The 24,898-nt window shown below is 62.8% G+C and carries 25 protein-coding genes and 1 tRNA gene; 12 read left to right on the top strand and 14 right to left on the bottom strand.

Going from position 1 to position 24,898, the window contains the following annotated elements:
* Positions 1 to 66 precede the first annotated feature (66 nt).
* The 3 genes from BMG00_RS00825 to BMG00_RS00820 form a co-directional block, all read right to left on the bottom strand.
* On the bottom strand, positions 67 to 390 hold the full coding sequence (locus tag BMG00_RS00825; protein ID WP_078527539.1) for a hypothetical protein: 324 nt from the start codon (positions 388 to 390) through the stop codon (positions 67 to 69).
* A 137-nt stretch (positions 391 to 527) separates the two neighbouring features.
* Positions 528 to 644, bottom strand: coding sequence for a lipoprotein (locus BMG00_RS17370; protein ID WP_093469850.1), 117 nt, complete (start codon positions 642 to 644; stop codon positions 528 to 530).
* A complete protein-coding gene (locus BMG00_RS00820) occupies positions 641 to 2,461 on the bottom strand; it encodes an extracellular solute-binding protein (RefSeq protein WP_078573097.1) in 1,821 nt (606 codons plus the stop codon). The genes BMG00_RS17370 and BMG00_RS00820 overlap by 4 nt, the downstream gene beginning before the upstream one ends.
* 323 nt (positions 2,462 to 2,784) lie before the next feature.
* Between BMG00_RS00820 and BMG00_RS00815 the strand changes: the two genes are divergently transcribed.
* Positions 2,785 to 3,558, top strand: coding sequence for a 3-hydroxybutyrate dehydrogenase (locus BMG00_RS00815; RefSeq protein WP_078573096.1), 774 nt, complete (start codon positions 2,785 to 2,787; stop codon positions 3,556 to 3,558).
* A gap of 257 nt (positions 3,559 to 3,815) precedes the next feature.
* Here BMG00_RS00815 and BMG00_RS00810 read toward each other — a convergent pair whose 3' ends face one another.
* From BMG00_RS00810 to otnK, 3 genes are read right to left on the bottom strand one after another with little or no spacing between them, the layout of a single operon-like run.
* On the bottom strand, positions 3,816 to 4,709 hold the full coding sequence (locus BMG00_RS00810) for an NAD(P)-dependent oxidoreductase (protein WP_078573095.1): 894 nt from the start codon (positions 4,707 to 4,709) through the stop codon (positions 3,816 to 3,818).
* Positions 4,710 to 4,748: 39 nt separating this feature from the next.
* Complete coding sequence (gene otnC / locus BMG00_RS00805; protein ID WP_078573094.1) at positions 4,749 to 5,387, bottom strand: 3-oxo-tetronate 4-phosphate decarboxylase; 639 nt, start codon at positions 5,385 to 5,387, stop codon at positions 4,749 to 4,751.
* Entirely contained in the window at positions 5,380 to 6,657 is a 1,278-nt protein-coding gene (gene otnK / locus BMG00_RS00800) for a 3-oxo-tetronate kinase (protein ID WP_078573093.1), read from the bottom strand. Before otnK ends, otnC begins: the two co-directional genes overlap by 8 nt.
* A 198-nt stretch (positions 6,658 to 6,855) precedes the next feature.
* Between otnK and ltnD the strand changes: the two genes are divergently transcribed.
* Together ltnD and otnI are read left to right on the top strand one after the other, a co-directional pair.
* Positions 6,856 to 7,785 (top strand): L-threonate dehydrogenase, encoded by a 930-nt coding sequence (gene ltnD / locus BMG00_RS00795; protein WP_078574215.1) that lies wholly within the window; start codon positions 6,856 to 6,858, stop codon positions 7,783 to 7,785.
* Between the two features lie 3 nt (positions 7,786 to 7,788).
* Positions 7,789 to 8,559: a 2-oxo-tetronate isomerase gene (otnI, locus tag BMG00_RS00790; protein WP_078573092.1), complete on the top strand. Its 771-nt coding sequence runs from the start codon at positions 7,789 to 7,791 to the stop codon at positions 8,557 to 8,559.
* A 17-nt stretch (positions 8,560 to 8,576) separates the two neighbouring features.
* Here the strand turns inward: otnI and BMG00_RS00785 are convergent, their stop codons facing one another.
* A complete protein-coding gene (locus BMG00_RS00785) occupies positions 8,577 to 9,632 on the bottom strand; it encodes an aldo/keto reductase (protein ID WP_078573091.1) in 1,056 nt (351 codons plus the stop codon).
* Positions 9,633 to 9,670: 38 nt separating this feature from the next.
* A complete protein-coding gene (locus BMG00_RS00780) occupies positions 9,671 to 10,423 on the bottom strand; it encodes an aspartate/glutamate racemase family protein (protein WP_245794920.1) in 753 nt (250 codons plus the stop codon).
* Between the two features lie 314 nt (positions 10,424 to 10,737).
* Here BMG00_RS00780 and BMG00_RS00775 point away from each other — a divergent pair, with 314 nt between their 5' ends.
* The 7 genes from BMG00_RS00775 (at position 10,738) to BMG00_RS00745 (ending at position 18,486) form a co-directional block, all read left to right on the top strand.
* Positions 10,738 to 11,745 carry an ABC transporter permease gene (locus tag BMG00_RS00775; RefSeq protein WP_211274109.1) on the top strand — a complete coding sequence of 336 codons (1,008 nt, stop codon included), beginning with the start codon at positions 10,738 to 10,740 and terminating at the stop codon, positions 11,743 to 11,745.
* A 164-nt stretch (positions 11,746 to 11,909) separates the two neighbouring features.
* Positions 11,910 to 12,842, top strand: a complete 933-nt coding sequence (locus tag BMG00_RS00770) for a sugar-binding protein (protein ID WP_078573088.1) — start codon at positions 11,910 to 11,912, stop codon at positions 12,840 to 12,842.
* A gap of 66 nt (positions 12,843 to 12,908) precedes the next feature.
* Entirely contained in the window at positions 12,909 to 14,411 is a 1,503-nt protein-coding gene (locus BMG00_RS00765; RefSeq protein ID WP_078573087.1) for a sugar ABC transporter ATP-binding protein, read from the top strand.
* A 47-nt stretch (positions 14,412 to 14,458) separates the two neighbouring features.
* Positions 14,459 to 15,352: an NAD-dependent epimerase/dehydratase family protein gene (locus tag BMG00_RS00760; RefSeq protein WP_078574214.1), complete on the top strand. Its 894-nt coding sequence runs from the start codon at positions 14,459 to 14,461 to the stop codon at positions 15,350 to 15,352.
* Positions 15,353 to 15,474: 122 nt separating this feature from the next.
* Positions 15,475 to 16,500 (top strand): LacI family DNA-binding transcriptional regulator, encoded by a 1,026-nt coding sequence (locus BMG00_RS00755; RefSeq protein WP_078573086.1) that lies wholly within the window; start codon positions 15,475 to 15,477, stop codon positions 16,498 to 16,500.
* Positions 16,501 to 16,547: 47 nt separating this feature from the next.
* The gene (locus BMG00_RS00750) at positions 16,548 to 17,390 is read left to right on the top strand and encodes an SDR family NAD(P)-dependent oxidoreductase (RefSeq protein ID WP_078573085.1); all 843 of its coding nucleotides are present in this window, start codon (positions 16,548 to 16,550) and stop codon (positions 17,388 to 17,390) included.
* 7 nt (positions 17,391 to 17,397) lie between these two features.
* Entirely contained in the window at positions 17,398 to 18,486 is a 1,089-nt protein-coding gene (locus tag BMG00_RS00745) for a tartrate dehydrogenase (RefSeq protein WP_211274108.1), read from the top strand.
* Positions 18,487 to 18,714: 228 nt separating this feature from the next.
* Here the strand turns inward: BMG00_RS00745 and BMG00_RS00740 are convergent, their stop codons facing one another.
* A complete protein-coding gene (locus tag BMG00_RS00740) occupies positions 18,715 to 19,203 on the bottom strand; it encodes a disulfide bond formation protein B (protein ID WP_078527533.1) in 489 nt (162 codons plus the stop codon).
* An 8-nt stretch (positions 19,204 to 19,211) separates the two neighbouring features.
* A complete protein-coding gene (locus BMG00_RS00735) occupies positions 19,212 to 19,790 on the bottom strand; it encodes a YqaA family protein (protein ID WP_078527531.1) in 579 nt (192 codons plus the stop codon).
* Between the two features lie 136 nt (positions 19,791 to 19,926).
* On the opposite strand from BMG00_RS00735, the gene ypfJ reads away from it, so the two are divergent.
* Both ypfJ and BMG00_RS00725 read left to right on the top strand, forming a co-directional pair.
* Positions 19,927 to 20,790 carry a KPN_02809 family neutral zinc metallopeptidase gene (gene ypfJ / locus BMG00_RS00730; protein WP_078528103.1) on the top strand — a complete coding sequence of 288 codons (864 nt, stop codon included), beginning with the start codon at positions 19,927 to 19,929 and terminating at the stop codon, positions 20,788 to 20,790.
* Positions 20,791 to 20,836: 46 nt separating this feature from the next.
* Positions 20,837 to 20,920, top strand: a tRNA-Leu gene (locus BMG00_RS00725).
* 34 nt (positions 20,921 to 20,954) lie between these two features.
* On the opposite strand, the gene BMG00_RS00720 is transcribed toward BMG00_RS00725, so the two are convergent.
* The 4 genes from BMG00_RS00720 to BMG00_RS00705 are packed head-to-tail and all read right to left on the bottom strand — an operon-like array spanning position 20,955 to position 24,878.
* Complete coding sequence (locus BMG00_RS00720) at positions 20,955 to 21,728, bottom strand: SDR family NAD(P)-dependent oxidoreductase (RefSeq protein WP_078573084.1); 774 nt, start codon at positions 21,726 to 21,728, stop codon at positions 20,955 to 20,957.
* Positions 21,725 to 22,663: an SDR family oxidoreductase gene (locus BMG00_RS00715; protein WP_078573083.1), complete on the bottom strand. Its 939-nt coding sequence runs from the start codon at positions 22,661 to 22,663 to the stop codon at positions 21,725 to 21,727. Before BMG00_RS00715 ends, BMG00_RS00720 begins: the two co-directional genes overlap by 4 nt.
* Positions 22,660 to 23,562 carry a bile acid:sodium symporter family protein gene (locus tag BMG00_RS00710; protein ID WP_078573082.1) on the bottom strand — a complete coding sequence of 301 codons (903 nt, stop codon included), beginning with the start codon at positions 23,560 to 23,562 and terminating at the stop codon, positions 22,660 to 22,662. Before BMG00_RS00710 ends, BMG00_RS00715 begins: the two co-directional genes overlap by 4 nt.
* Positions 23,559 to 24,878 (bottom strand): flavin-containing monooxygenase, encoded by a 1,320-nt coding sequence (locus tag BMG00_RS00705; protein ID WP_078573081.1) that lies wholly within the window; start codon positions 24,876 to 24,878, stop codon positions 23,559 to 23,561. Before BMG00_RS00705 ends, BMG00_RS00710 begins: the two co-directional genes overlap by 4 nt.
* Positions 24,879 to 24,898 lie beyond the last annotated feature (20 nt).

Below are 24,898 nucleotides of genomic sequence, written 5' to 3'. Positions count from 1 at the left end.
ATCCCGGGGGGCATGCGGAACGCATGCGGGGGCAGCGCCCCCTCGACCTCTCCGCCGGGACGCCGCTCACTCCTTCTCGTCATCTCCGAAGCGTGCGTCGTCGTCATATTCGTCCTCGCCTTCGCCCACGTATTTCGCGGAAAGCGAGATCGAATGCCCGTCATGGCCCGGATCCATCACCACGTCGGAAGGCAGCTCGCCGCGCATCCAATCGAGGATCTCTTCGCGTGCGTCGGCCAGTTCCTGCTCGGTGAGCTCTGCGATATATTTCACGAAGGCGCGCTGGTCACCGTCGATCTCGTCCAGTTCGGCCTCGTCGGCCTCGGGCCATTTGTCGACGATCGCCTCGTAGAAGGCCGCCCAGTTTTCCTCGATATGATGCCATTTCATGTGTGTTCTCCATCCTGAGCGCAGAGCGCGGCTGACGCGCCTTCCTTTCCTGAGAAAGGATCGCGCGGGCAGGTTTGCAAGGCAAAAGGAAATTATCGGTTGCTTGGTTCCATCGCGTCCGGCTCACCGGACGGTTATCAGAACCAGCTCTGGACCGTGCGCGCGCCCGAAGAGACGTCGTCGCCCACGCCCGCGACCGTGTTGCACCCAGCCAATGCCGCGGCCAGCGCGGCGAAAAGGATCAGTTTCTTCATTGTCCTGCCTCGTCATACCACCAAACATCGGGTTGAAACCCGGGCCAAGCCCCGTAGAGCGGGGTCTTCTCCGGGAAATGAAGTTGCTTGATATGCGCGATGCGGTCAACCGGTGCATACCAGATCGGGATCACGTAGCGCCCCGCCGTGAGGATGCGGTCGAGCGCACGGGTCGCGGCCACGAAATCCTCGTGACTGCGCGCATTCAGCATCGCCCGGATCATCGCCTCGGCGGCGGGAGAGTTCATCCCCATCCAGTTTCGCGACCCGGGCTCGGTCACGCCTTTCGACCCCCAGTAGAGCATCTGTTCGTTGCCGGGGCTCAGCGAGAGCGCGCGCCAATACCAGGCCATGTCGAAATCATAGGCGTTGGTGCGCTGCGAATATTGCGCATCGTCGATCACCGTGACTTTCGGGAAGATCCCGAGCTTCTTGAGCGCCTCGACATAGATATCGACGACGCTCTGGGTCTCGGCCGCGCCCTGTTGCAGCACGATCTCGAAACTGAAGGGCCGGCCGTTCTTCTTCAGAATGCCGTCGCCATCGACGTGCCAGCCTGCCTCTTCGAGCAATTTCGTCGCCGCGCGCATGTTCTTGCGATTGCGCACGCCGCCATCGGATTGCGGCAGCGCGTAGCCCTCGATCGTGCCGGGCGGGAGCTGATCGGCGAAGGGCTCGAGAAGCGCCTTCACCTTGCCCTCGGCCGGGCCGGGTTTCATCCCGAGTTCCGAATTCGAGAAATAGGAGGCGATGCGCGGCTCGGCCCCGCCATTGATCGTCGTGTTGATGAACTCGAAATTGAACGCGTCGATCATCGCCTGACGCACCCGCCAATCCGCGAAGAGCGGGTTGCGGGTGTTCATCACCAGCCCCTTGATGCCCGAGGGCCGTCCGTTCGCGATCTCGGATTTGACGACCTCTCCCGAGGTGACGGCCGGGAAATTGTAGTTCCGGCCCCAGTCGGCTGCGTTCGTCTCGGTATAGCTGTCGGTCTCGCTGCCCTTGAAGGCCTCGAAGACGACCCCGCCATCGCCGAAATAGTCATAGCGGATCACGTCGAAATTGTTCCGGCCCTTGTTGAAGCCCAGATCGTTACCCCAGTAATCGGGATTGCGCTTGAGTTCGATGAACTTGCCCGGATCGACGCGCCCCACCGTGTAGGGACCCGAGCCGATCGGAACTATATCGGTGGTCGAGGAGAAATCACGGCCTTCCCACTGCGCTTTTTCGAGCACCGGACGCATCCCCATGATCAGCGCGAGCTCTCGATCCGCCTCCTTGAAGGTGATGCGCAGCTTGCGCGGTCCGGTCTGCTCGATCTTGTCCACCTTCGACCAGGCGTTCTGGTAGCGCGGGTGGCCTTGTGTGCCGAGCGTCTCGTAACTCCAGATCACATCCTCGACGGTGACGGGATTGCCATCGGAGAATTTCGCATCCGGGCGCAAGGTGAACTCGACCCAGTTGCGCGCATCATCCGTCTCGACCGATTCCGCGAGCAGACCGTAGAGCGTGAAGGGCTCGTCCATCGACCGGCCCATCAGCGATTCGGTGACATAGGAACTGATTCCCTGCGCCGGGCGGCCATTCAGGATCCAGGGATTGAGAGAATCGAACATCCCCGAGACACCGAATCGGATCTCGCCCCCTTTCGGTGCGTCGGGATCGGCATAGGGAAGGTGGGTGAATCCCGAGGGCAGGGCCGGTTTGCCATACATTGCGATCGCGGGTTGCGGCTCGGCCCGGGCAGGGCCTGTAAATACTGGGGCGAGCCCCAGTGCCAGCGCCGTGATAGCGTGGAAAAACACCGATCCCTGCATGTTAACAATTCCCCGTCTGCCCGTATTTTGTGACGCCAAGCTAGCGAGAGGTTTGAAACTGCGCAAACTTTTCCCTTGGAGAGCGGCGCGCGATTGCTTATAAAGGGGGCACTGCTCGATAGGTTTCTTGCCTGTATGAAACCTGCCTCATGACTTGACGCCCGCCTTGTGCGGGCGTCTTTTTTCTTTTCTCCATCGCAGTTTCAATCCGCCTCGGCGCGGGCTCACGCGCATTTGCACGTGCAGCATGGTCTTTATGCTGGCCGCGCGCCATGATCGCGCCAGATCGAGACTCAGTATCCAGTCACCAGGAAGGAGAGGACATGTCGCTCAAGGGAAAAACCGCCGTCATCACCGGCTCGAATTCGGGGATCGGCCTCGGCGTCGCACGCGAGCTGGCCCGTGCGGGCGCGGATGTGGTGCTCAACTCCTTCACCGACCGCGAGGAAGATCACCAGCTCGCCGCAGATCTCGGCAAGGAGTTCGGTGTCACCGCGCGTTATATCAAGGCGGACCTGTCGAAAGGCGCCGAGGCGCGCGCGCTGATCGAGCAGGCAGGCAAATGCGACATCCTCGTCAACAATGCGGGCATCCAGCATGTCTCGCCGATCGAGGACTTCCCGGTCGAGAAATGGGACGCGATCATCGCGATCATGCTGACCTCGGCCTTCCACACGACCGCCGTCGCGCTGCCGATGATGCGCAAGGCGGGCTGGGGCCGCGTCGTCAATATCGCCTCGGCGCACGGGCTGACCGCCTCGCCCTATAAATCGGCCTATGTCTCGGCCAAGCATGGCGTGGTGGGGCTGACCAAGGTGACCGCGCTCGAGACCGCGAAGGAAAACATCACCGCCAACGCGATCTGCCCGGGCTATGTGAAGACCCCGCTCGTCGAGGCGCAGATCCCCGATACGGCGAAGGAATACAACATGACCGAGGAAGAGGTGATCGAGAAGGTCATCCTCGCGCGCCAGCCTTCGAAGGAGTTCGCGACCACCGAGCAGATCGGCGGCACCGCGGTATTCCTCTGCTCTGACGCGGCCGGGCAGATCACCGGCACGACCATCTCGGTCGATGGCGGCTGGACGGCGCTCTGATCGAGGGCGGGGCGGGGGCCGGGACTTAACTTAGGTCGCCGCGCGCAACCCAGTCACGCTGTGGACGTCAAGGCCGCCTCTTCGAGGTTTGCGCGGGGATCGGGGCCCATCTTAGCCCCAGCTCTCCGGGAGCCATACCTTGGTTCGCACCTCTCGGCGCCTTTCTCGGGGCGGGTCGTTCTCGCTGAGATTTGACCAAAACGATGCAGCCCGGCCGTAACTGGCCGGGCTGTCTTCGTGTCGGGAAGGGGCGGGGTTCAGTCGAGCCCGTTCGCGCGCGCAACGAAATCGGCAAGATGAGGGACGTAATCTTCAGGGCCATCGCCCCCCGTTGCCATCGCCATCGCAAAAACGTTCTTGGCCGTGCTGGCGAGCGGCGTGGCGACGGTGGCGGCATTCGCCATCGTTTCGACGTAACGCAGGTCCTTGTAGGCATTGGCGAGCGTGAACTTGTGCGCCTCGCGGTTGCCCTCGAGCGCGTAGCCCATGAAGGTCTGATAGAAGCCGCAATCCATCCGGCCGCCTCGGATCACCTTGTCGAACTGCTCGACCGGGATGCCGACCTTGCGCGAGAGGGCGAGGGCTTCGGAATAAAGCGCGGCGTAGCCGAGCGAGACGAAGTTGTTGAGCAGTTTCATCCGGTGGCCGTCGCCAAGGCCGCCCACTCGCACGATCTTGCCCGCCCAGGTGTCGATCACCGGTTCGATGCGGGCGAACAGCTCTTCGTCCGCGCCGACCATGCAATCGAGCGTACCTTCCCAGGCCTCTTTCGGAGTGCGGCTGAGCGGCGCGTCCGCATAGGCGACACCGATCGCGTCCATGTCCTGAGCGAGTTTCACCGTCATGGTCGGCTCGCCGGTCGAGCAATCCACGATCACGCTGCCAGCCTTCAGGCCCGGGGTCAGCTTCGCAACCGCCTCGGCGGCTTCAGGGGCGCCTGTAAGGCACAGGAAGATGATCGAGGACCGGGATGCGAGGTCTTCATAGGAGGTCGCCTCGGTCGCACCGCGCGAAACCAGGTCGTCGATCGGCTTTCGGTTGCGATGGGCAATCACGGTCAGCGGATAGCCTTTCTCGACGATGTTCTTGGCCATGCCGTGGCCCATCAGGCCGGTGCCGATGAAGCCGATGGTTTCCTGGGTCTTAGTCATTGGATACTCCGCTAGGGTCGATAGATCGTCAAATTTGGATCAGAGATTGAACCGCTCGCGCAGGTCCGCGACCTGTGCGGGTGTGAGGGGGCGGATCGCATGGCCTTGCAATGCGAGGAAAAGCTTGGAGGTCTCTTCCAGCTCTTCGGCGGCGTATTGCGCGTTCGACAGGCTCGTGCCCGCCACGACGGGGCCGTGATTGGCCAGCAGGACCGAGTGATGTGCGCTAGCGAGTGAGCGGACTGCCTCGGCCAGCTCCGGGTCGCCCGGCGCGTAATAGGGTACGAGCGGCAGCTTTCCTACGCGCATGACGTGATAGGCGGTCAGCGGCGGGAGCACGTCCTCGGGGTCGATGTCGCGCAGGATCGAGACCGCAGTCGAATGGGTCGAGTGCAGGTGGATCACGGCGCCTGCCTCGCGGCGCTGGTCATACATCGCGAAATGGAGAAAGGATTCCTTGGTCGGCTTGTCGCCCGAGACAAAATTTCCGTCCTCGTCGAAGAGTGAGATCCGGGCCGGGTCGAGCGCGCCGAGCGACGCGTTGGTGGGTGTCATCAACCATCCGCCATCGGGCAGCCGCGCCGAGATGTTTCCCGAGGAACCCGCAGTCAGTCCACGATCGAAGAGCGAGCGCCCGATAGCGCAAATCTGGTCGCGCAGGCGCGTTTCGTCAGACATGCTCGGCCTCCGGCTCCAGCAGATCCCATGCTTTGAGGAAGAAATCCTCGGCACCGAAATTCCCCGATTTGAGCGCGAGCGCAAGGCGCGGACCGGACAGGCTCATCGTCCACGGCACGCCAGGGTCGATCTCCGGTCCGATGTCGAGCAACCGCACCCCGAGTGCTGCCGTCACCGCGCCCGACGTCTCGCCTCCCGCGATCAGAATCCGTGTGAAACCTGCGTCGCGCAGGCGTTCGGCGATCGCTGCGAGCGTGTCTTCGACCAGAGCACCGGAGGCATCACGTCCCAGACGCGACTGGATCTGGGTGAGCTGAGCAGGATCGGCGCTCGAATAAATCAGGGGCGTGCTGTCGGCGGGTTGTGCGATTGCCCAGTCGGCGATCGCTTCTGCACTCTGGCGCCTCTCGGTCAGTGCATCGACATCGAGCGCGAGGCTCGGCAAACCCGCAGCTTGCGCGGCCGCGATCTGGCCACGCGTCGCCAACGAGCAGGAGCCTGCGAGGATCGCACTGCGGCCTTCGGGAGCCTCCATCCGAGCCGGAGCGGCATGAAGATCGCTGTTGTCGCGTAGTGCCGCCGCGAGACCAAGGCCGATCCCTGAGCCGCCCGTGATGAGCGGCATCTCTGCGCAAGCCGCGCCGAGCGTCATCAGGTCCGATTCGTCGATCGTATCGGTAATGACGATACGTTTGCCCGCGGCGCGCGCCGCGTCGAGTGCCTCGCGCAGCGCGGCTTCTCCCTGCCGGATCGTCGTGATGTCGATCGAGCCGACCGGCAGCGTCGTCTGTCGACCCAATACCCGCACCAGATCGGGGTCATGCATCGGGGTGAGGGGATGGTCCTTGAGGGGGCTTTCCGACAGTAGCCGGTCCCCAACGAAGAGGTGGCCTTTGTACACAGTGCGCCCGGTGGCCGGGAAGGCGGGGCAGGCGATGGTCAGGGGAGCGCCCGTGAACGCCATCAACGCCTCGGTAACCGGCCCGATATTGCCCGCGTCGGTGGAATCGAATGTCGAGCAATATTTGAACATCAAACGTCGCGCTCCGGCCTCGCGCAGGGCTTGCGCGGCTTGCAACGACATCTCGACTGCCTCTGCCGCCGGGATCGTACGGGACTTGAGCGCGATCACCACCGCCTCGGCGCCCGAGAGGTCCAATTGCGGCCCGGGAAGGCCAATGACCTGCCGTGTCTTGAGGCCGCTGCGTGACAGCATCAGGCACAGGTCAGTCGCGCCGGTAATATCATCGGCGATCGCCCCGATCAGCATGGAAATTCCTCCCTCGGCTCACAGATCGCCGGTCGCCCCGAAAGCTCGGGGCGGCGATTTCACATAGCCCTTGCAATGCTATCGCGGCTCGGGCTAACGATGTAATGACAACGCTATCATTCCAGCAAACCAAGCGCAAGATGGACGCTGGAAAGGGGCAGGTTGGCACTGGAAATCGGCGATCGAGAGGTATTCCGCATGAATTCACCCCAAGAGACGAAGGTCTGTGTCATCGGTCTGGGATCGATGGGCTTCGGCATGGCAGAAAGCTTGCTGCGCGACGGGTTCGCGGTGACGGGCGTCGATGTGAATTCGGACGCGATGGAGCGCTTCGAGGCACTTGGTGGCGCGGTTGCAGCTGATCCTGCGGCGGGGGCTCGCGATGCGGAACTGGTGATCGCTGTGGTCGTCAATTCCGGTCAGACCGAGGAGGTGCTTTTCGGGGCGACCGGTGCGGTCGCCGCCATGTCCGAGGGGGGAGTGGTAATGTCCTGTGCCACCATGTCCCCCGATCTGGCGCGTGCCTTTGCTGCGCGCTGCGCCGAGCTGGGGGTGGAGTATCTCGACACACCGATCAGTGGAGGTGCGCTGCGTGCGGCTAGCGGCGAGTTGACGATCATGGGATCGGGGCCGTCCTCGGTCTTCGCGCGCATTCGTCCGGCGCTGAATAGTATTGCCGCGACGGTCTACGAACTGGGCGAAGAGGCGGGCACGGGCGCAGCCTTCAAGGTGGTCAACCAGCTTTTGGCCGGGGTGCATATCGCTGCGGCCTGCGAGGCGATCACCTTTGCCAAGGCGATGGATCTGGACCTCGAGAAGGTCTACGAGGTGATCACCGCCTCGGCTGGCAATTCCTGGATGTTCGAAAACCGCGTTCCGCATGTGCTCGAGGGCGACTACAGCCCGCGCAGTGCGGTGGATATCTTCACGAAGGACCTCGGGATCGTGACGGATATCGGGCGGAGCATGAAGTTCCCGACCCCGATTGCCGGCATGGCGCTGCAGCTGTTCGTGATGACGGCGGCCGCGGGGATGGGCCGCGACGACGACGCCTCGGTGGCGCGGATGCTCGCGAATATCGCGGGCCTCGACCTGCCCAAGGCAGCCAGCCCTGCAAGCGAGGGCTGAGCGATGCCGAGATTTGCCGCCAACCTTACGATGATGTTCGGCGAGTTCGACTTTCTCGACCGCTTCGCTGCGGCCAAGCACGCCGGTTTCGACGCCGTCGAGTATCTTTTCCCCTATGACTACCCGCCCGAGGCGATAGCGGAGAAGCTACACGATCATGGTCTGACACAGGCGCTCTTCAATCTCCCTCCCGGCGATTGGGCGGCGGGCGATCGCGGGTTGGCCGCGTTGCCCGCGCGGGCAGAGGAGTTCCGGGCATCGATTGATACCGCGCTGCGCTATGCCAAGGCGACAGGGGTAGGGCGGGTGCATGTCATGAGCGGGCTTGCCTCGCGCCAAGACGCGGCTGCGCTGGACGCCTATCGCGATGCGCTGCGGCGGGTTTGCGATGCGGCTGGAGCACGGGGGCTCGACGTGCTCATCGAGCCGATCAACACGCGCGACATGCCGGGCTATTTCCTTGACGACTTCGGGGCTGCCGCCGATCTGATCGCGGAATTGGGTTTGGCCAATCTCAAGCTGCAGTTCGACATCTATCATCGCCAGATCCTGCACGGCGACGTGCTGATGGGATTGCGGGAGTTGGCTTCGCTCATCGGGCATGTCCAGATTGCCGCCGTGCCGGATCGCCATGAGCCTGGAACTGGCGAGCTCGACGATATGCGCGTCCTGCGCGAGTTGGATGCGCTGGGGTATGATGGTTTCGTGGGGTGCGAATATCGTCCGGCGGGCCGGACCGAGGATGGTTTGGGCTGGTTGCGCGCCTTCGCCTGAGACGAAGGCGCGCTCTGTCAGTTTTCCATGTAGTCGCGATGGAGCGCCCAGTCGCCCGGGCTGAAACGATCCGAGGCGAATTGCTGCTGGTGCCAGTAAGGGTAGATCACAGGCAGCTTGCTGACCTCGTGCAATCTCTTCAGTTCGTCCTCGCTCAGTTCCAGATCCACCGCGCGGAAATTGTCGATGAACTGCTGCTGGTTGCGCCCGCCAACGACGAGCGAGCTGACCGCAGGACGTGTCAGCAGCCACGCCAGAGCGACCTGCGCGGCCGAAACGCCATGCGCGTCGCCGATCTCGACCAGCGCGTCGACGATGTTCCAAAGTTTCTCCTCGTCGCGGATCGGCGGTTCCGTCCAGCCGGCGAATTGCCGCGAGCCTTCCGGGGTACCCTTCCCGCGGCGATGCTTGCCCGAGAGCAAACCTGCGGCGAGCGGGCTCCAGACCAGCACTCCCAGCCCCTGGTCGACCGAGATCGGAAGCAATTCGTATTCCGCCTCGCGCGCTTCAAGTGTGTAATGGATCTGCTGGGCCACGAACCGCTCGCGCAAGCTCCGGTCACTGACCCCGAGCGCCTTCATGATATGCCAGCCTGAGAAGTTCGAGCAGGCGATATAGCGAACTTTTCCCTGCTGCACGAGCGCGTCGAGCGCCGAGACCATTTCCTCCATGGGGGTCACGCCGTCCCATTCATGCATATGGTAAATATCGATCCGGTCGGTTCGCAGCCGCTTGAGCGAGCGTTCGCATTCGCGGATCAGGTGATAGCGCGAGAAGCCTTCGTCATTGGGGCCGTCGGCGATGCGCATCCGCGCCTTGGATGAAATCAGAACGTCATCGCGCCGACCGTCGAGCACTTCGCCAAGGATCTCTTCAGAAAGGCCTGTCGAGTACATGTTCGCGGTGTCGTACAGATTGATGCCGGCGTCGATGCAGGTGTCGACCAGCTTGCGTGCTTCCTTCACACCTTGGGCGCCCACGGCCTTGAAAGCGCCTGCGCCACCGAAAGTGAACGTGCCCATCGTCAACACCGAGACCTTGAGCCCCGATCGTCCGAGCGTTCTGTATTTCATGGATATCTCCTCCTGTTGGGTTGTTTCGTCATGCGCGATCAGCGCGACAAAAGCCTTGCGACATGCGCGACGCCCAAAGCCGGGCTGGTCAGAACCGGTGGATCGTCCGCTCTAGGCTCAAGCCGGGAGAGCGCGCGAGCCATCGAGGCTTGTGCCAAAACCACCACGTCATTCTCGCGCGCGAGTTTCGCTATGCCTTCGGCGACGCGCGCGTCGTGTCCCTCCCGGTCGCCGGACTGCAATGTCTCGAAGGCGCCCCCGACGACTTGGCTCGAGATGTTGCGGTCTGCCCCGGCCTCCCTGCTGACGCGCTCGATGAGTTCCACGGTAGGCGTCAGAGTTGTTTGCAAAGTCGCCAGCACGCCGATGCGGTCGCCGCGTGCAACCGCCTCGCGGGCCATCCCTTCGTCGATTCGGATCAGCGGGACGGGACAAAGCGGAGCGATTCGCTCCACCGCGCGTCCAAGGCTCGAGCAGGTCACGAGAACCGCTTCCGCGCCGGCATCGACCGCCGACCAGATCATGCCCGTGAGGCGTCGCGTCGTCATGGCGCTTACCGACCCGTCCCGGATCGTCACGCGTAAAAGGCTCTCGTCGAGCATGTTGAAGACGCGCCAGTCGGGCAGGTGGTCCCGCGCCAGGCTTTCGAGCTCGGGTATCAGCCCGACGACAGTATGGATCATTGCCAGCGATTGCGGTGATTCGTATCTTTGTTCGTGCATCTGCAGGTTCCATTTCTCCCGGTCGCAGCGTTTCGCTTCTCGTGGCATGACAGCGCTGTCATATGGCAAAGTATCATCATGGACATGGTGTGATGACAAGTGGGAATGTCCCCAAGGCCTTGTTTGAAGCGCTTTGGCGCGAGTTCGAACGTCGTTCTGTCGGGGTGCTGAGCGCTCTCTCAACGCGAAGCGAAACAGAAGTTTTGTGAATTGCTGATTGACAAGTGATCTGTCCGCCTCTCAGTATGACAGCGCTGTCACAGGAGGAATGGCAGCGCTAGCAATTCGAGGGAATCCCCGTTCGAACCGCCAGCTCAAACCGCAGCAATCGGATTCGGGATGAGCGCGTCGAGCGACCGGGGAGCGGAGAAGGGAGGGGCGTTTTGGCACTGTCGGAAAATTCGGTCACGCCATCGGAAAGGAAATCCATGCGAGTCCTGCATCAATTGCTTCAATTGCGTCACATGCGTGAATTCAACGTACTGATCGCTTTGATCCTGATGGGGCTGCTGATCAGCCTGTTCACGCCCTATTTCCTGACCGTTTCGAACCTGATGGGCGTCTCGAGGGCATTCTCTCTGACAGCCATCATGAGCATCGGCATGGTGATGGTCATCATTACCGGCGGCATCGACCTGTCGGTGGGGTCCGCGATGGGTTTGGCCGGCCTGATTACGGCGTTATGCTTCGATGCGGGCTATTCGCAATATGCGGCGGTGGCAGCCGGTCTTGGTGTCGGGCTTGCCTTCGGGTTGACCAACGGGCTGCTGATCACGGCAATCGGCCTACCGCCCTTCATCGCGACGCTTGGCACGCTGAGCATCGGTCGCGGGCTTATGTACATGATCACCCATGGTGTGCCGCTGACCCCGCAGACGCCCGAGAGCTTCAGTGTCCTGGGGCAGGGCTATGTCGGGCCGGTGCCGGTTCCTGTAGTGATATTGTTGGTTCTCACCGTCATCTTCACGATCATCATGACCCGGACCCGCTTTGGACGGCACGTCTACGCCACGGGCGGCAATGAGAGCGCCGCGCGTCTGAGCGGGGTCAAGGTGCAGCGCGTCAAACTCGCGGTCTACGTCCTGTCCTCGACGATTTCGGCTTTGGCAGGCGTCATTGCCTTCTCACGCTATCTTTCGGCGGAACCCGCGTCTGGTTTTGGGTCGGAGCTTGAGGTTATCGCCGCTGCGGCAATCGGAGGGGCGAGCCTCGCTGGTGGCATCGGTTCGGTACTCGGCGCGGTCATCGGCGCGGCCCTGATTGGCGAGATCGCCAACGGCGTCGTGCTGCTCAACATCAACACTTATGCCCAGCAAGCCATTACCGGCGGCGTGATCCTGATTGCGGTCAGCCTGGATGTGCTGCGCAACCGAATGGGCGGGCGCGGCTGAACCGCCCATCCGAGAGACAAGATCAAGAAGCCGGACCGCGTCTCTTTGGAGGAGAGAGCGGCGCGAGATCCGGACGAAGAGGGCCCCTTTGCGGGGCGTGAAACCGAAACTGCATCAACAACAGGGGCTCACCGCGGTTGGTTGGGTCCGGAGGAGGAGAGAAGATGCGTATTGCAATGAAAGCCGCCGCTGCGGTTCTGGCCCTGACGACGGGTATGGGGATGACGGCGTCCTTCGCTCAGGACATCACCGTGGCCCTCGTACCGAAAGTGGCCGTTCCGTTCTTTGACGACTGCAACACCGGCGGGGCCGAGGCGGCGAAGGAACTGGGTGTGAAATATCAGTGGGTGGTGCCCGCGAACACGCAAGGCTCGACGCAGGTCAAGATCATCGAGGACTTGATGGCGCGCCACGTCGACGGGATCGGGATCTCGGTCAACGAGCCGAAATCGGTCGAAGGCATCATCAAGCAGGCGACCGATGCGGGTATCAAGGTCGTCACCTTCGACAGTGACAGCGCCAACAGCTCGCGCAGCATGTATATCGGGACGATCAACAAGCAGGCCGGTGTGACCATGGGCAAATCCATGGCGGAAGCGCTCGGCGGCAAGGGCGAGGTGGCAATCGTCACGGGGCAACTCGGCGCGTCGAACCTCAACGAGCGGATCGACGGCGTGAAGGAAGCGCTTGCCGAATATCCCGATATCAAGCTCGTTGCGACCGAAGGCACAGAGGACGACCTGGCGCGTGCGGTTTCGGTGACCGAGGCGCTTTTGCGTGCCAACCCGAACCTCGCCGGTATCTTCGGCATCAGCCAGGTTGGAGGGCCGGCGGTCGCCAAGGTGCTGGCGCAGCAGGAGTTCGCGGACAAGAAAGGAACGATCAAGGTGTTCGCTTTCGACGACTTGCCCGATACGATCAAGGGCGTGAAGGAAGGCTTCATCGACGGTATCATGGTGCAGCGTCCGGTCACGATGGGCAAGCTGGCGGTCGAGCATCTCGTGGCCCAGATCAAGGGTGAGGAGACCGATCCGCAGAACATCGACACCGGTGTGACCGTGGTGACTGCCGACAACCTCGACAGCTACACCAAGTAACTTGCGAGAAGACCTGGGCGGGGCCGTACTTGGTCCCGCCCGACAGTCATCATTCCTGAGGTCGCGATGAAACCGTTTCTCGAAATGATCAGCATTTCCAAGACCTTTCCCGGGGTAAAGGCGCTGGACCACGTTGACCTTCATCTGAATTCCGGCGAAGTGCATGTCCTGGCGGGTGAGAATGGCGCTGGCAAGAGCACCCTGATGAAAATCATGACCGGTGTCTTGCGCGCTGATCCGGGTGGCGAGATCCGCATCGAGGGCGAGCCCGTGGTCATCAAGAACCCGGTCCACGCGCGTTCGCTCGGCATCTCGATCATCTACCAGGAACTCGCGGTGGTGAATAATCTCACGGTTTCCGAGAACGTTTTTCTCGCACGCGAGCCGCTGAGGCCGACCGGCCTGATCGACCGCGCGAAGATGAATGCGGATACTCGGGCCGTTCTGTCCGAGCTTGGTGTGGATATCGACCCCGAGGCGATGGTCGGCACCCTTTCGGTCGGTCAAAGACAGCTGATCGAGATCGCCCGAGCGATCTCTTACAAGTCCAAACTGATCATCATGGATGAGCCGACTGCTTCGCTCAGCCATCATGAGGCTTCGACGCTCTTGCGCATGTCGCGCAAGCTCGCTTCGCAGGGCGTCGGCATCGTTTTCATATCCCACAAGCTCGAAGAGATTTTCGAGATTGCCGATCGCGTCACCGTGCTGCGTGACGGACGGACCGTGGACACGCGTCCCGTGTCCGAGATGACGAGCGATCTGTTGGTGCGACTGATGGTGGATCGCGAACTCGACCAGCTATTCGGCCATCACACGTCACACGCGACCGCCGAGGTTCTGATGTCGGTGCGCAATCTCACCGAGAAGCGTGTTAAGGACGAGGGCGTTTTCGTGCGCGATGTCGATTTCGACCTGCATCGTGGCGAAGTGCTCGGCTTCTTCGGCCTGGTGGGCGCAGGGCGAACGGAAGTGATGGAAATGATTTTTGGCAGCCGCCCCCATACCGGCGAGATCTCGATCAACGGAAAGCCGGCGCGCATTTCCTCGCCCTCGGACGCAATCGAGCATGGCCTCGGCTTCGTGACCGAGGATCGGCAATCGCGCGGCCTTGTCCTAGGCATGTCTGTGCGCGAAAACTTCTCCCTGACGCATCTCAGCGACTATTGCAGCCTCGACTTCGTGAACCGTCGCAAGGAAACGGCGGCCTGCGCGGATTACATTCGCGCGCTCGGAATCAAAACACCGTCGCCCGAGCAGAAGGTGCTCAACCTGTCGGGGGGCAACCAGCAAAAGGTCGTCTTGGCGAAATGGGCTGCGCGGCGCCCCCGGATCCTGATCGTCGACGAGCCGACACGGGGGATCGATATCGGTGCCAAAGCCGAAGTCCACTCTTTGCTGGGCTCGATGGCCGAGGAGGGGATGTCTATCATTGTCGTCTCTTCGGACCTGCCGGAGATCCTGGCGATCAGCGACCGCGTGATCGTCCTGAAGGAAGGACGGATCAGCGGTGAGCTGACCCGAGAGAACGCCACGCAGGAAAGCGTGATGCTGGCGGCGACCGGCTGAGGCCATCCCGTCGAATGAACAAGCGAATGAACGAAACGGAGACTCAAATGACCAAGCGCGTAGTATTCACAGGCGGAACCGGCAAGGCTGGGCGCCATGCGGTGCCGCATCTGCTGAGCAAGGGCTATGATGTGCTCAATGTCGACCTCAAGCCGCTCGATCTGCCCGGCGTCAACACGCTGATCACCGACGTGACCGACAGTGGCGCCGTGTTCAACGCGTTGACCACCCATCACGACTTCGATGGGTTCGAGAAAGGAGCCCCGCCCAAGGCCCCCGATGCGATCGTGCATTTCGCGGCGATCCCGCGCGTGCTGATCGAGCCCGACAACGTGACCTATCAGGCTAATGTCATGAGTACCTACAACGTGATCGAGGCGGCGATGAAGCTCGGCGTTCGCAAGGTGATCATCGCGTCGTCCGAGACGACCTACGGCGTGTGTTTCGCCGAGGGCGACAAGGATTTTCATTCCTTCCCGCTCGAGGAGGACTACGATAGCGATCCGATGGATAGCTACGGCCTGTCCAAGGTCTGCAACGAAAAGACTGCCCGCGCCTTCGCCGCTCGCTATGGCGCCGATATCTATGCGCTGCGCATCGGCAACGTGATCGAGCCGCATGAGTACGGCATGTTCAAGGGCTTCCTCGAAAATCCGATGAGCCGCAAACGCAACGCCTGGAGTTATATCGACGCGCGCGATCTGGGTGAGATCGTGCATCTGTGCATCGAGAAGGACGGGCTGGGCTATCAGGTGTTCAACGCGGTCAACGATACGATCACCGCCGACATGCCGACTACCGAGTTCTTGAACAAATACTGCCCGAACACTCCGATCACCCGCGAGATGGGCCCGGACGAGGCGCCGATCTCGAACCGCAAGGCGCGCGAGGTTCTGGGCTTCAAGGAAGCGCATCCGTGGCGCAAATACGTGGAGGTATGATCGCAACGGTCCATGTGACGTTTTCGCCCGCAATGCACGGATGGCCTATGAAAACGCTGCCGCAAGGTGCATTTCTGGGTCATTGACTCGGCCTTGCCCGAAAGGAATTGGAGGAAAACGTCATGGGGACTAAGCAGCGATTGCCCGACCGCAAGAGCAAGATCACGGTGCGCGAGGTCGCGCGCCGTGCCAATGTCAGCGAGTCGACCGTATCGCGCATCATGCGCAACAAGGGGCTCGTCGCCGAGGCGACACGCGAGAAGGTGATGGAGACAGTCCGTGCCATGGGCTACGTTCCGAACCGTATCGCCGGCTCGCTCGCCTCGCTCGACTCGTTTCTGGTGGGCGTTGTTATTCCCTCTCTTTCGAACATCGTCTTCCCGGAGGTGTTGCAAGGCGTTCACGCCGGGCTCGAAGGGAGCGACCTGCAGCCCGTGATCTCGACTACAGAGTACAATATCGACCGCGAAGAAGCCGTGGTGCGCGGTATCCTCTCATGGAAGCCCGCTGCGATTTTGCTGGCGGGGTTTGATCATACCGACGCCACGCGCAAGATGCTCGAGCAGAGCGGCATCCGCGTCGTCGAGATGATGGATATCGACAGCACGCCGATCGACATCGCGGTGGGCACGTCACACCGGCGCGCGGGTCACGCGATTGGCCGCCACCTGATTGAGCGGGGCTATCGCCATTTCGGTTATGTAGGCCATGACTGGGATGCAGACCGCCGGGCCCGGCTGCGCTATGACGGGCTGTGCGAGGCGCTTTCGGAAGCGGGCTTGTCGATCGAGGCGCATGCGATGGCCGATGGCGCAAGCTCTGTCGCAGAAGGGCGGATCCAGACCGCGCGTCTGCGGGCTTCGGCGCCCCAAATCGACGTCGCCGTCTATTCCAATGACGACATGGCGGTGGGCGGCGTCTTCCATTGTCTTGCCGAGGGGATCCGTCTGCCTGACGAGTTCGCGGTCTTCGGCTTCAACGGTCTCGATATCGGCAAGGAGCTGCCGCAGCCGCTCTCGACCGTCCGCTCAAATCGTTTTCTCATTGGCAAGAAGGCGATCGAGGAAGTGCTAGCCTCGCCCGAGCGTCCGTCAGAGCCGACAATCATCGACACTGATTTCGAGGTCTTCATTGGCGCAACCGCTTGAGGCTGACACGCGCCGCTCCCGAATTTCGAACGGATAGGAGAAACCGCATGCATCCCGCTGTCGTCAAAGGCAATGTCGCCGTCGTCACCGGAGGGGCCTCGGGTATCGGTCTCGCAGCCGCTCGTCACCTCGCGGGGCTGGGAATGCGCGTCTGCATCGCCGATCTGCCCGGGGCCGCCCTCGAAGCGGCCGCCGACGCCCTGATCGTGGCGGGCGCGGCGAACGCTGACGTGATGACGCTGGCGACCGATGTGTCAGATGGGGAGCAGCTCTCCGCGCTCGCTGATGCGGTCGAGGCGCGCTTCGGTCCGGTCAATCTCCTGATGAACAACGCGGGGACGCAGCCCGGCAGTTCGATCTTTGACGCCGAGTGTAACTGGGACCGTATCTTGGAAGTGAATATGGGAGGGATCATCCGCGGGAGCCAGATCTTCGCGCCGCGCATGATCGCGTCGGGTGCCCCGGGCCTGATCGTCAACACCGGTTCCAAGCAGGGGATAACCACACCCCCGGGAGATCCGGCCTATAACGTGTCAAAGGCCGGCGTGAAGGCCTTCACCGAAGCGTTGCAGCACGATTTGCGCAATCGCGAGGGCTGTCAGGTCGAGGCACGGCTGTTCATACCGGGATTTGTCTACACGCCGCTCACCGCAGGCGGGCGCACCGAAAAACCTGCCGGCGCGTGGACACCAGAGCAGGTCGTGGAGTTCCTCTTCGCTTCAATCGATCGCGGCGATTTTTACATTCTATGTCCCGATAACGATGTCGATCGCGCAACCGATGTGAAGCGCATCCTCTGGGCTGCCGGAGACATCACCGAGAACCGCCCGCCACTGTCGCGCTGGCATCCGGACTACGACGCCGCGTTCAAGGCCTGGCTTAAGGAGTGACGAGAACATGACGATCCGGGTGCATCGTATTGCCGCCATTCCCGGCGACGGGATCGGACCGGAGGTGGTCGAAGCCGCGCTGACGGCACTTGATCACCTGAGCCGCCAGACCAACGCGTTCCGCCTCGAGGTCGATCGCTTCGATTGGGGCTCGAAACGCTACCAACGAGAGGGGGCTCTGATGCCCGCAGACGGGGTCGATACCTTGCGGGCCTATGATGCGATCCTTTTTGGCGCGGTCGGGGCTCCGGACGTTCCCGACCACCTGACGCTCTGGGGGCTGCGCCTCGCGATCTGCCAGGGGCTCGACCAATATGCAAACCTGCGGCCCACCCGCATCCTGCCGGGCCTGTCGAGCCCGCTTTCCAAAGTCGGCCCGGAGGATCTGGACTGGCTGATCGTGCGTGAAAACTCTGAGGGCGAATATGCGGGGCAGGGCGGGCGCAGCCATCGTGGCCAACCTCATGAAGTCGCTACCGAGACCGCCATCTTCACGCGCGCTGGCGTCGAGCGCATCATGCGCGTGGCGTTTTCCCAAGCTCGGGCCCGTCCCCGCAAGCGGCTCACCGTGGTGACGAAATCCAACGCACAACGCTACGGGCTCGTGCTGTGGGACGAGATTGCAGCCGAGATCGCGACCGAGTTCCCCGACGTGACCTGGGACCGGATGCTGGTCGACGCAATGACCGTGCGAATGACGCTCGATCCGCGTTCGCTCGACACGATCGTCGCCACGAACCTTCATGCCGACATTCTTTCGGATCTGGCGGCTGCGCTTGCGGGTTCCATCGGCATCGCACCGACGGCCAATCTCAACCCCGAACGTGTCGCCCCTTCGATGTTCGAGCCGATCCATGGCTCTGCCTTCGACATTACGGGCAAGGGCGTGGCCAATCCCATCGGAACCTTCTGGAGCGCAGCGATGATGCTGGCGCACCTGGGCGAGAGCGATGCGGAGGCAAGGCTGATGCGCGCGATCGAGGTCGTGACCGCCGATCCCACAAGCCGCCCGCGCGACCTCGGTGGCACATCCAGCACTAGAGAGGTCACGGAGTGGCTCTGCCGCGCGCTCGATTGCGACGCCTCGGAGAGGTGATGAGTGCGCCGATGTCAGGGCGCGTCCGGCCTCCCGCTCTGTGCGCGTCCTGGTTTTCTGATTTCACGCGATCCTAAACGGCCAGAATGAGGGCGTTGCGCTGTCGCGCTCCCGCCCGGGGTATTCGACCCGAAGCATAAAGGGGCGAATTCCTCTTCGACTTGGCGAAAATATCCCTGGGGTGAATGTCCGCAGGCCAGAGGGGGCAGCGCCCCTGCCTCTAGCGTATCAAGCCGCGCTGCGGCGCGACTTGAGGAAAGCCCAGAGCCAGATCCCCGCAAGGACCAGCGAGCCCACGGCGTTGAGATTGGCCATGGTGATGCCGAAGATGTCCCACGGGATCTCGTCGCAGCGCACGAGGGGCGCGCCGTTGATCTGTTTCATCAGGTCTGCGGCCGAGATCGTCGTGTTCACCGCACCCGAGGTGCAGTCGACGGGGCCTGCGAAAATCTTGCGCTCCACTCCGGAATGATAAAAGCCGATCCCCGACGTGGTCAGCGCCGCGACCATCCCGAGAAGCGCGGTCCAGCCGGGCAGTCGGAAAGCCAGGATCGCAAGGCCGATCAGAGCGGCGGCCAGATGCGGCCAGCGTTGCAGCAGGCAAAGGTGACAGGGCGCATAGCCGATTGCCTGGAACATCAGCGCCCCGGCAAGGATAAAGGCGGAGCCAGCGGCGGCGAGGCCGGTGAGCATGCGAAAATCGAGCCGGGTTTGCATCAGGATCCTCAGAGATATTTCAACAGGTAGAAGCCGCCGATCAGCAGAACGACAAAGAGGGTGAAGAGCAGGCCGAGCCAACGCTCGATGAAGACCTTGATCGGCGCGCCGAACTTCCACAAGAGCGCGGCCACGACGAAAAAGCGCAGGGCCCGTGCGATGACGGACACTCCGAGAAAGAGTGCCGGATTGAGATGGGTCGCGCCCGAGAAGATCGTGATCACCTTGTAGGGGAAGGGGGTCACACCAGCGATCAGCACCGCCCAGCCGCCCATTTCGTTGAACCGCGCGGCGAGGTCGTCGAAGGCACCCGCCTTGCCGTAGAATTCGAGCACCGGCTGGCCGATCGCATCCATGAACCCATAGCCGATCAGATAGCCCAGGCAGCCGCCCGCGACCGAGCCGAGAGTCGCCACCAGCGCGATGCGCCAGGCCGCCCAGGGCCGCGCGAGGATCATCGGGATCATCAGCACATCGGGAGGGATCGGGAAGACCGAGGCCTCGATGAAGGCGACGGCGGCGAGAAACCACATCGCCTTGGGATGGCTCGCGCGGGCCATCGTCCAGTCATAGATACCGCGGATCATCGGTGCCTCATCTGTGCTTCTGGCTTGCTTCGTGCCTCTCATGTGCGCCGAGGTCAAGGCGAAGAGGGCGTTGATGGTCTTTGCTTTTGTCACGCTTTCGCTAATCTTCACGAAATCGGGACAGGAGGTCGGTGCGATGCAATGGCGTGGACGGCGGGGCAGCCGCAATATCGAGGACCGGCGCGGGCAGCGCTCTGCGGGTGGCGGAGCGATCCGGCTCGGCGGCGGAGGGCTGGGTGTCGTGGCAATCGTCGTGATCGCCTATTTCCTCGGGGTCGATCTTACGCCGCTTCTAGAGGGCACGACGACGTCGGGACCTGTCGTGACGCAATCGGGCGAGCTGAGCGAACGCGAGAAGGCGATGGGAGATTTCGTCTCCGTGACGCTGGCTGATACAGAGGATGTCTGGGACGGGATTTTCCGCGACGAGCTCGGGCGGCAATACCACCCGGTGACGCTGGTGCTTTACAGCGGCATCACGCGATCCTCTTGCGGCAACGCGAGCGGCGCGACGGGGCCGTTCTACTGTCCGGGCGACAAGAAGGTCTATCTCGACACGGCCTTCTTCGACACGCTCAGCCAGCAGCTTGGCGCGAAGGGCGATTTCGCTGCCGCTTATGTCGTTGCCCACGAGGTCGCCCACCATGTTCAGGACGAACTGGGCATTCTGGGCAAGGTCAACCAGATCCGCGCGCAAAGCTCGGAGGCCCAGTCGAACGCGCTTTCGGTGCGCATCGAGTTGCAGGCTGATTGCTTCTCGGGGATCTGGGCGCGACAGGCGCAGGAGCAATTCGGCTCGATCGAACCGGGCGATATCGGCGAGGCCATGAACGCGGCGGCGCGGATCGGGGATGATACGCTCCAGCGCAATGCCGGCCGCGTGCCCATGCCCGACAGCTTCACCCATGGCAGCTCCGCCCAGCGCCAACGCTGGTTCGAGCGCGGCTATCAGAGCGGCGATCTCAAGCAATGCGACACGTTTTCGGTGCGCAACCTCTGAGGGTGCTTGCCAGCGCCGAAACAGCGCGCTAGAGGACGGGAACTGGGCCCGAGTGGCGGAATGGTAGACGCAGCGGATTCAAAATCCGCCGCCGCAAGGCGTGTCGGTTCGAGTCCGACCTCGGGCACCAGTCATCCTCAAAGCAAGCACACGCGCCGCGCCGCTCAACCGGTCCCGGTCTTCGCGATCGAGCGCTCCATCAGCCGCTGGAAAAGCCGTGGCGAGAGACCGTTGATCCACCAGGACAGCCGTGCGACGCGCCCGACGGGGATCATCGGGCGTCCCGCCTTCAGCCCCTTCAGGATTTCGCGCGCGGCCGCCTCGGGCGTCATGTAATCCACCCCGTCGGGGGCCGATCCCGGTCGGGCGATGCCACCGGGCTCGCATCCCTCGCGACCGATATTCGTCGCGACGAAAGACGGGGCTGCGATCTGGACGCGGACGCCATACGGCGCCTCTTCGGAGCGCAGCGATTTGAAAAAACCTTCGAGCGCATGTTTCGAGGCCGCATAGACGGTGCGGTGATGAAGCGGTGAAAACCCCGCGACCGAGGAAATCGCAAGATGGGTGCCGTGGCTTTGCCGTAGCGGCTCGAGGAAATGACGCGCCATTGCCGTTGCGGCGAAGTAGTTGATTTCGAACACTTTGCGATGCGCGGAGTCGGTCAGATCCGCGAACGGCCCGATCTGGGTGACGCCCGCATTATAGATCACGAGGTCGATCCGGGTGTGTCGCGCACGGATGTCATTGCAGGCGCTGGCAAGTTGCGCCGGATCGGTCAGGTTGCAGGCAATGGCCTCTTCTCCTGACGTGGCCGACAGCCCCGAAATGTCCCGGTCGAGCAGCACAACTTGCCAGCCCTCCGATCGCAGTGCCGCCGAAAGGGCCTGCCCAAGCCCCCCGGCGCCGCCCGAGATTACCGCGACCTGCGCGCTCATAGCCCTGCCTCGCGGGCCCAGAGTTCGAAGACCTCGGCGCTGGTCAGCTCGGGCGTGTAGCCGAAGACCTCCTTGAGTGCGTCGTTGGCGAGCACGGGGCGGTATTGCAGGAAGCGCACTTGTTCCGGTCCGTAACGGCTGAGGCCGAGGGGATGAGCGATGGCCAGCGCCGCCTTGATGGCAAGCGCGGGCAAGCGGCGCACAGGTTTACCCAGACGCCGTGCGAGGTCCGCCACCCCCAGCGCGCCATCGCCCGCGACATTGAAGATGCCGGGTGGGCCGTCGGTCGCAGCGCGCATCAGGATACGCGCGAGATCGCGGGTCCAGATGAAGACGAAGGGGCTCTCGCTGCCCCGGATCGCGAGCAAGTGCGGTTTTCGAAAGAGCGCCGTGATCTGGTTCTCTGTGCCTTTGCCCAGAACCGTGCCCACCCGCAGAACGACCTGCTCGAGAGCGGGGTGGGTGGCGCGCGCCTCAGCCAGCATCTCCTCGACCTGCCGCTTGTGATCGGCATAGGCGAACTCGGGGTTGCCGCGCACCGGATCGCTCTCGCGCAGCGGCACGGGATTGTCGGCATGATAGCCATAGGCCGCGCCCGACGAGGTCACGACGAGCCGCCGCACGCCGTTTTCCAGAGCCGCCTCCAACACTTTCCTCGTGCCTTCCACATCGACCTTGTAAGCCAGTTCGCGCCCCATGCCGGGGCGGGGGGTCACGATGGAGGCGAGATGCACGATCACCTCGGGGCGTACCTGCGAGATCACGCGGGCAGGCGCGTCCGTCGTGACATCCATCTCCATGAAATCCACGCCCTCCGGCAGCGTATTCGTGGCCGCAAGATCGGTCGCGATGACCTCGTGACCGCTCTCGGCCAGCTCGGTTGTCAGCACGCGGCCGATCATGCCGCTGGCACCGGTGATCAGGATCCGGGTCATCGCGCGGCCTCCTTTCGGCTCATGACAGTCGAGATCGTGAACCCGGCGATGATGTGCCAGATCCCCCAGAAGGCGGCGACGATCGCCATGCCACCCAGCCCCCCGAAGAAGGCGAAGATCAGCACCAGCCCGAGGCCGGAATTCTGAATGCCAGTCTCGATCGTGATCGCGCGCCGGTCATAAGGCGAGAGCCGCGCGAGCGTCGCCGTGCCGTAACCGCCCGCGAAGGCCAGAGCGTTGTGCATCACCACCATCCCCGCGATCAGCCCGACGAATTGCACGAAATAGGACCAGTTGGCGCTGAGTGAGAGCGCCACGAACGCCACGAAGATCGCCATCGACACCCATTTCAACGGGTCGCGAATGCGCGTCGTCAGATCGTAGCGGTAATGGTTCAGCGCAATCCCGGCGATGAGCGGCAGCAGAAGCATCACGCCCACGGTGAACGCGACGCTCATCGGGTCGATATGGGTTGCATGCAGCAGTGCGCGGGTCGGCGCGTAAAGGCTCCCCCAGAACGCGATGTTGAACGGCGTCAGCACGATCGCGGCCACCGTGGCGAAGGCTGTCAGCGAGACAGACAGCGCCGTGTTCCCACCCGCCCGGTGGGTGAAGAAGTTCGAGACATTCCCGCCCGGGCAGGCCGCGACGAGGATCAGCCCGAGCGCGATCGAGGGGCTGGGCTTGAGCGCAAGCACCAGCCCGAAGGTCAGCGCGGGCAACACCAGGAATTGCGAGGCAAACCCCACGATCAGCGCCCAAGGTTTGCGCACCAGCGGGCGGAAATCGCGGGGGCTGAGGTCGATCGCGACCGAGAACATGACGATTCCGAGGATCGCATTGAGCAGATGCAGGGCGCCGGGGCTGAAATTCAGCCGGACCGCGTCGAGCCCGGTCATGCCGCGGTCTTCCCGCCGAGCGCCTTGATCCAGCCGGTGACCGCCTTGCGATAGGTCGCCTTGTCCACGTAATAGGCCATCCGTGCGAGCTTGAGATAGGCCATGCCGCCGGTTGCGCGCTCGAACCCTTCGGCTTTCTTCGCCTTCAGGCGCTTCGCGGCCTCGGTGCCGTCGCGCAGCCCGCGAATGTAGCGCGCCACCATCTCGGCCTGCTCGTGACGGCCCTGCCAGCCGAGCCCGCTCGCCTCCAGCATGCCAAGCACGAAGAGGTCGTCGCGCTGGGGATGCATCGCGTTAAGAAAAAGATGCGGCGCGTCGCCTTGCCAGTTCAACAGCTCGGGCGCGATGAAGGGGTAGTGCAGCTTGTAGCCGGTCGCTGCGAGGATCATGTCGTAATCCGCCTGCGAGCCGTCCTTGAAATGAACCGTCTTGCCGTCGAGCCGCTCGATATCCGGGCGCACTTTCAGATCGCCATGGCCTGCGTGAAACAGCACGAGCGAGTTCACGATCGGATGGCTCTCGTAGAGTTTGTAATCGGGTTCGGGAAACCCGTATTTCTGCGGATCGCCCACGAACCATTTCAGCAGCGCGCCGTCGATCCTGCGCTTGAGCCACATCGGCAGCTTGATCGCGCCGCCCAGCGTGTCGGCGGGTTTGCCGAAGACATATTTCGGCACGAAATAATAACCGCGCCGCATCGACAGATCGCAGCTTTGCCCGTGATGGATCGCGTCCACCGCGATGTCGCAGCCCGAATTGCCTGCACCCACGACGAGCACGCGCTTGCCGTTGAATTGCGACGGATCGCGATAGGCCGAGGAATGGATCAACTCGCCGTCGAACTGACCGGGAAACTCCGGCATGTTCGGCTCGGAGAGCGTGCCATTGGCGATCAGCACGCCCGCATAGATCTCCGAATGCTCGCCCTCGGCATCGCGCCAGTTGACCCGCCAGCCCTCGCCATCGCCGCCCAACGGCTCAACCTTCGTCACCTCTGCGCCAAAGCGATAATGGGGGCGGATGTCGAAGTGATCGGCGAAATCGCGGAAATAGCGCGCCATCTCGCGGTGGCTCGGGTATTCGGCCACGTCCTCGCGCATCGGGAAATCGGCAAATTCCGTCATCCGCTTGGACGAAATCAGATGCGCGCTTTCATACATTGTCGAGCGCGCGCCCTCAATGTCCCAGAGCCCGCCCACATCGCTGTGCAGCTCGAACCCCTGATACTCCACTCCCTGTTCGCCCAGCACCTTGGCCGCGGCCAGACCCATCGGGCCCGCGCCGATCAGGGCGAACGTGCCCCTCGTATTTGTCATGTTGCGTCTCCTCCCAGACA

This window comes from Thioclava marina, from assembly GCF_002020135.1.
GTDB lineage: Bacteria > Pseudomonadota > Alphaproteobacteria > Rhodobacterales > Rhodobacteraceae > Thioclava > Thioclava marina.
This window is presented reverse-complemented; position numbering and strand designations above follow the sequence as displayed.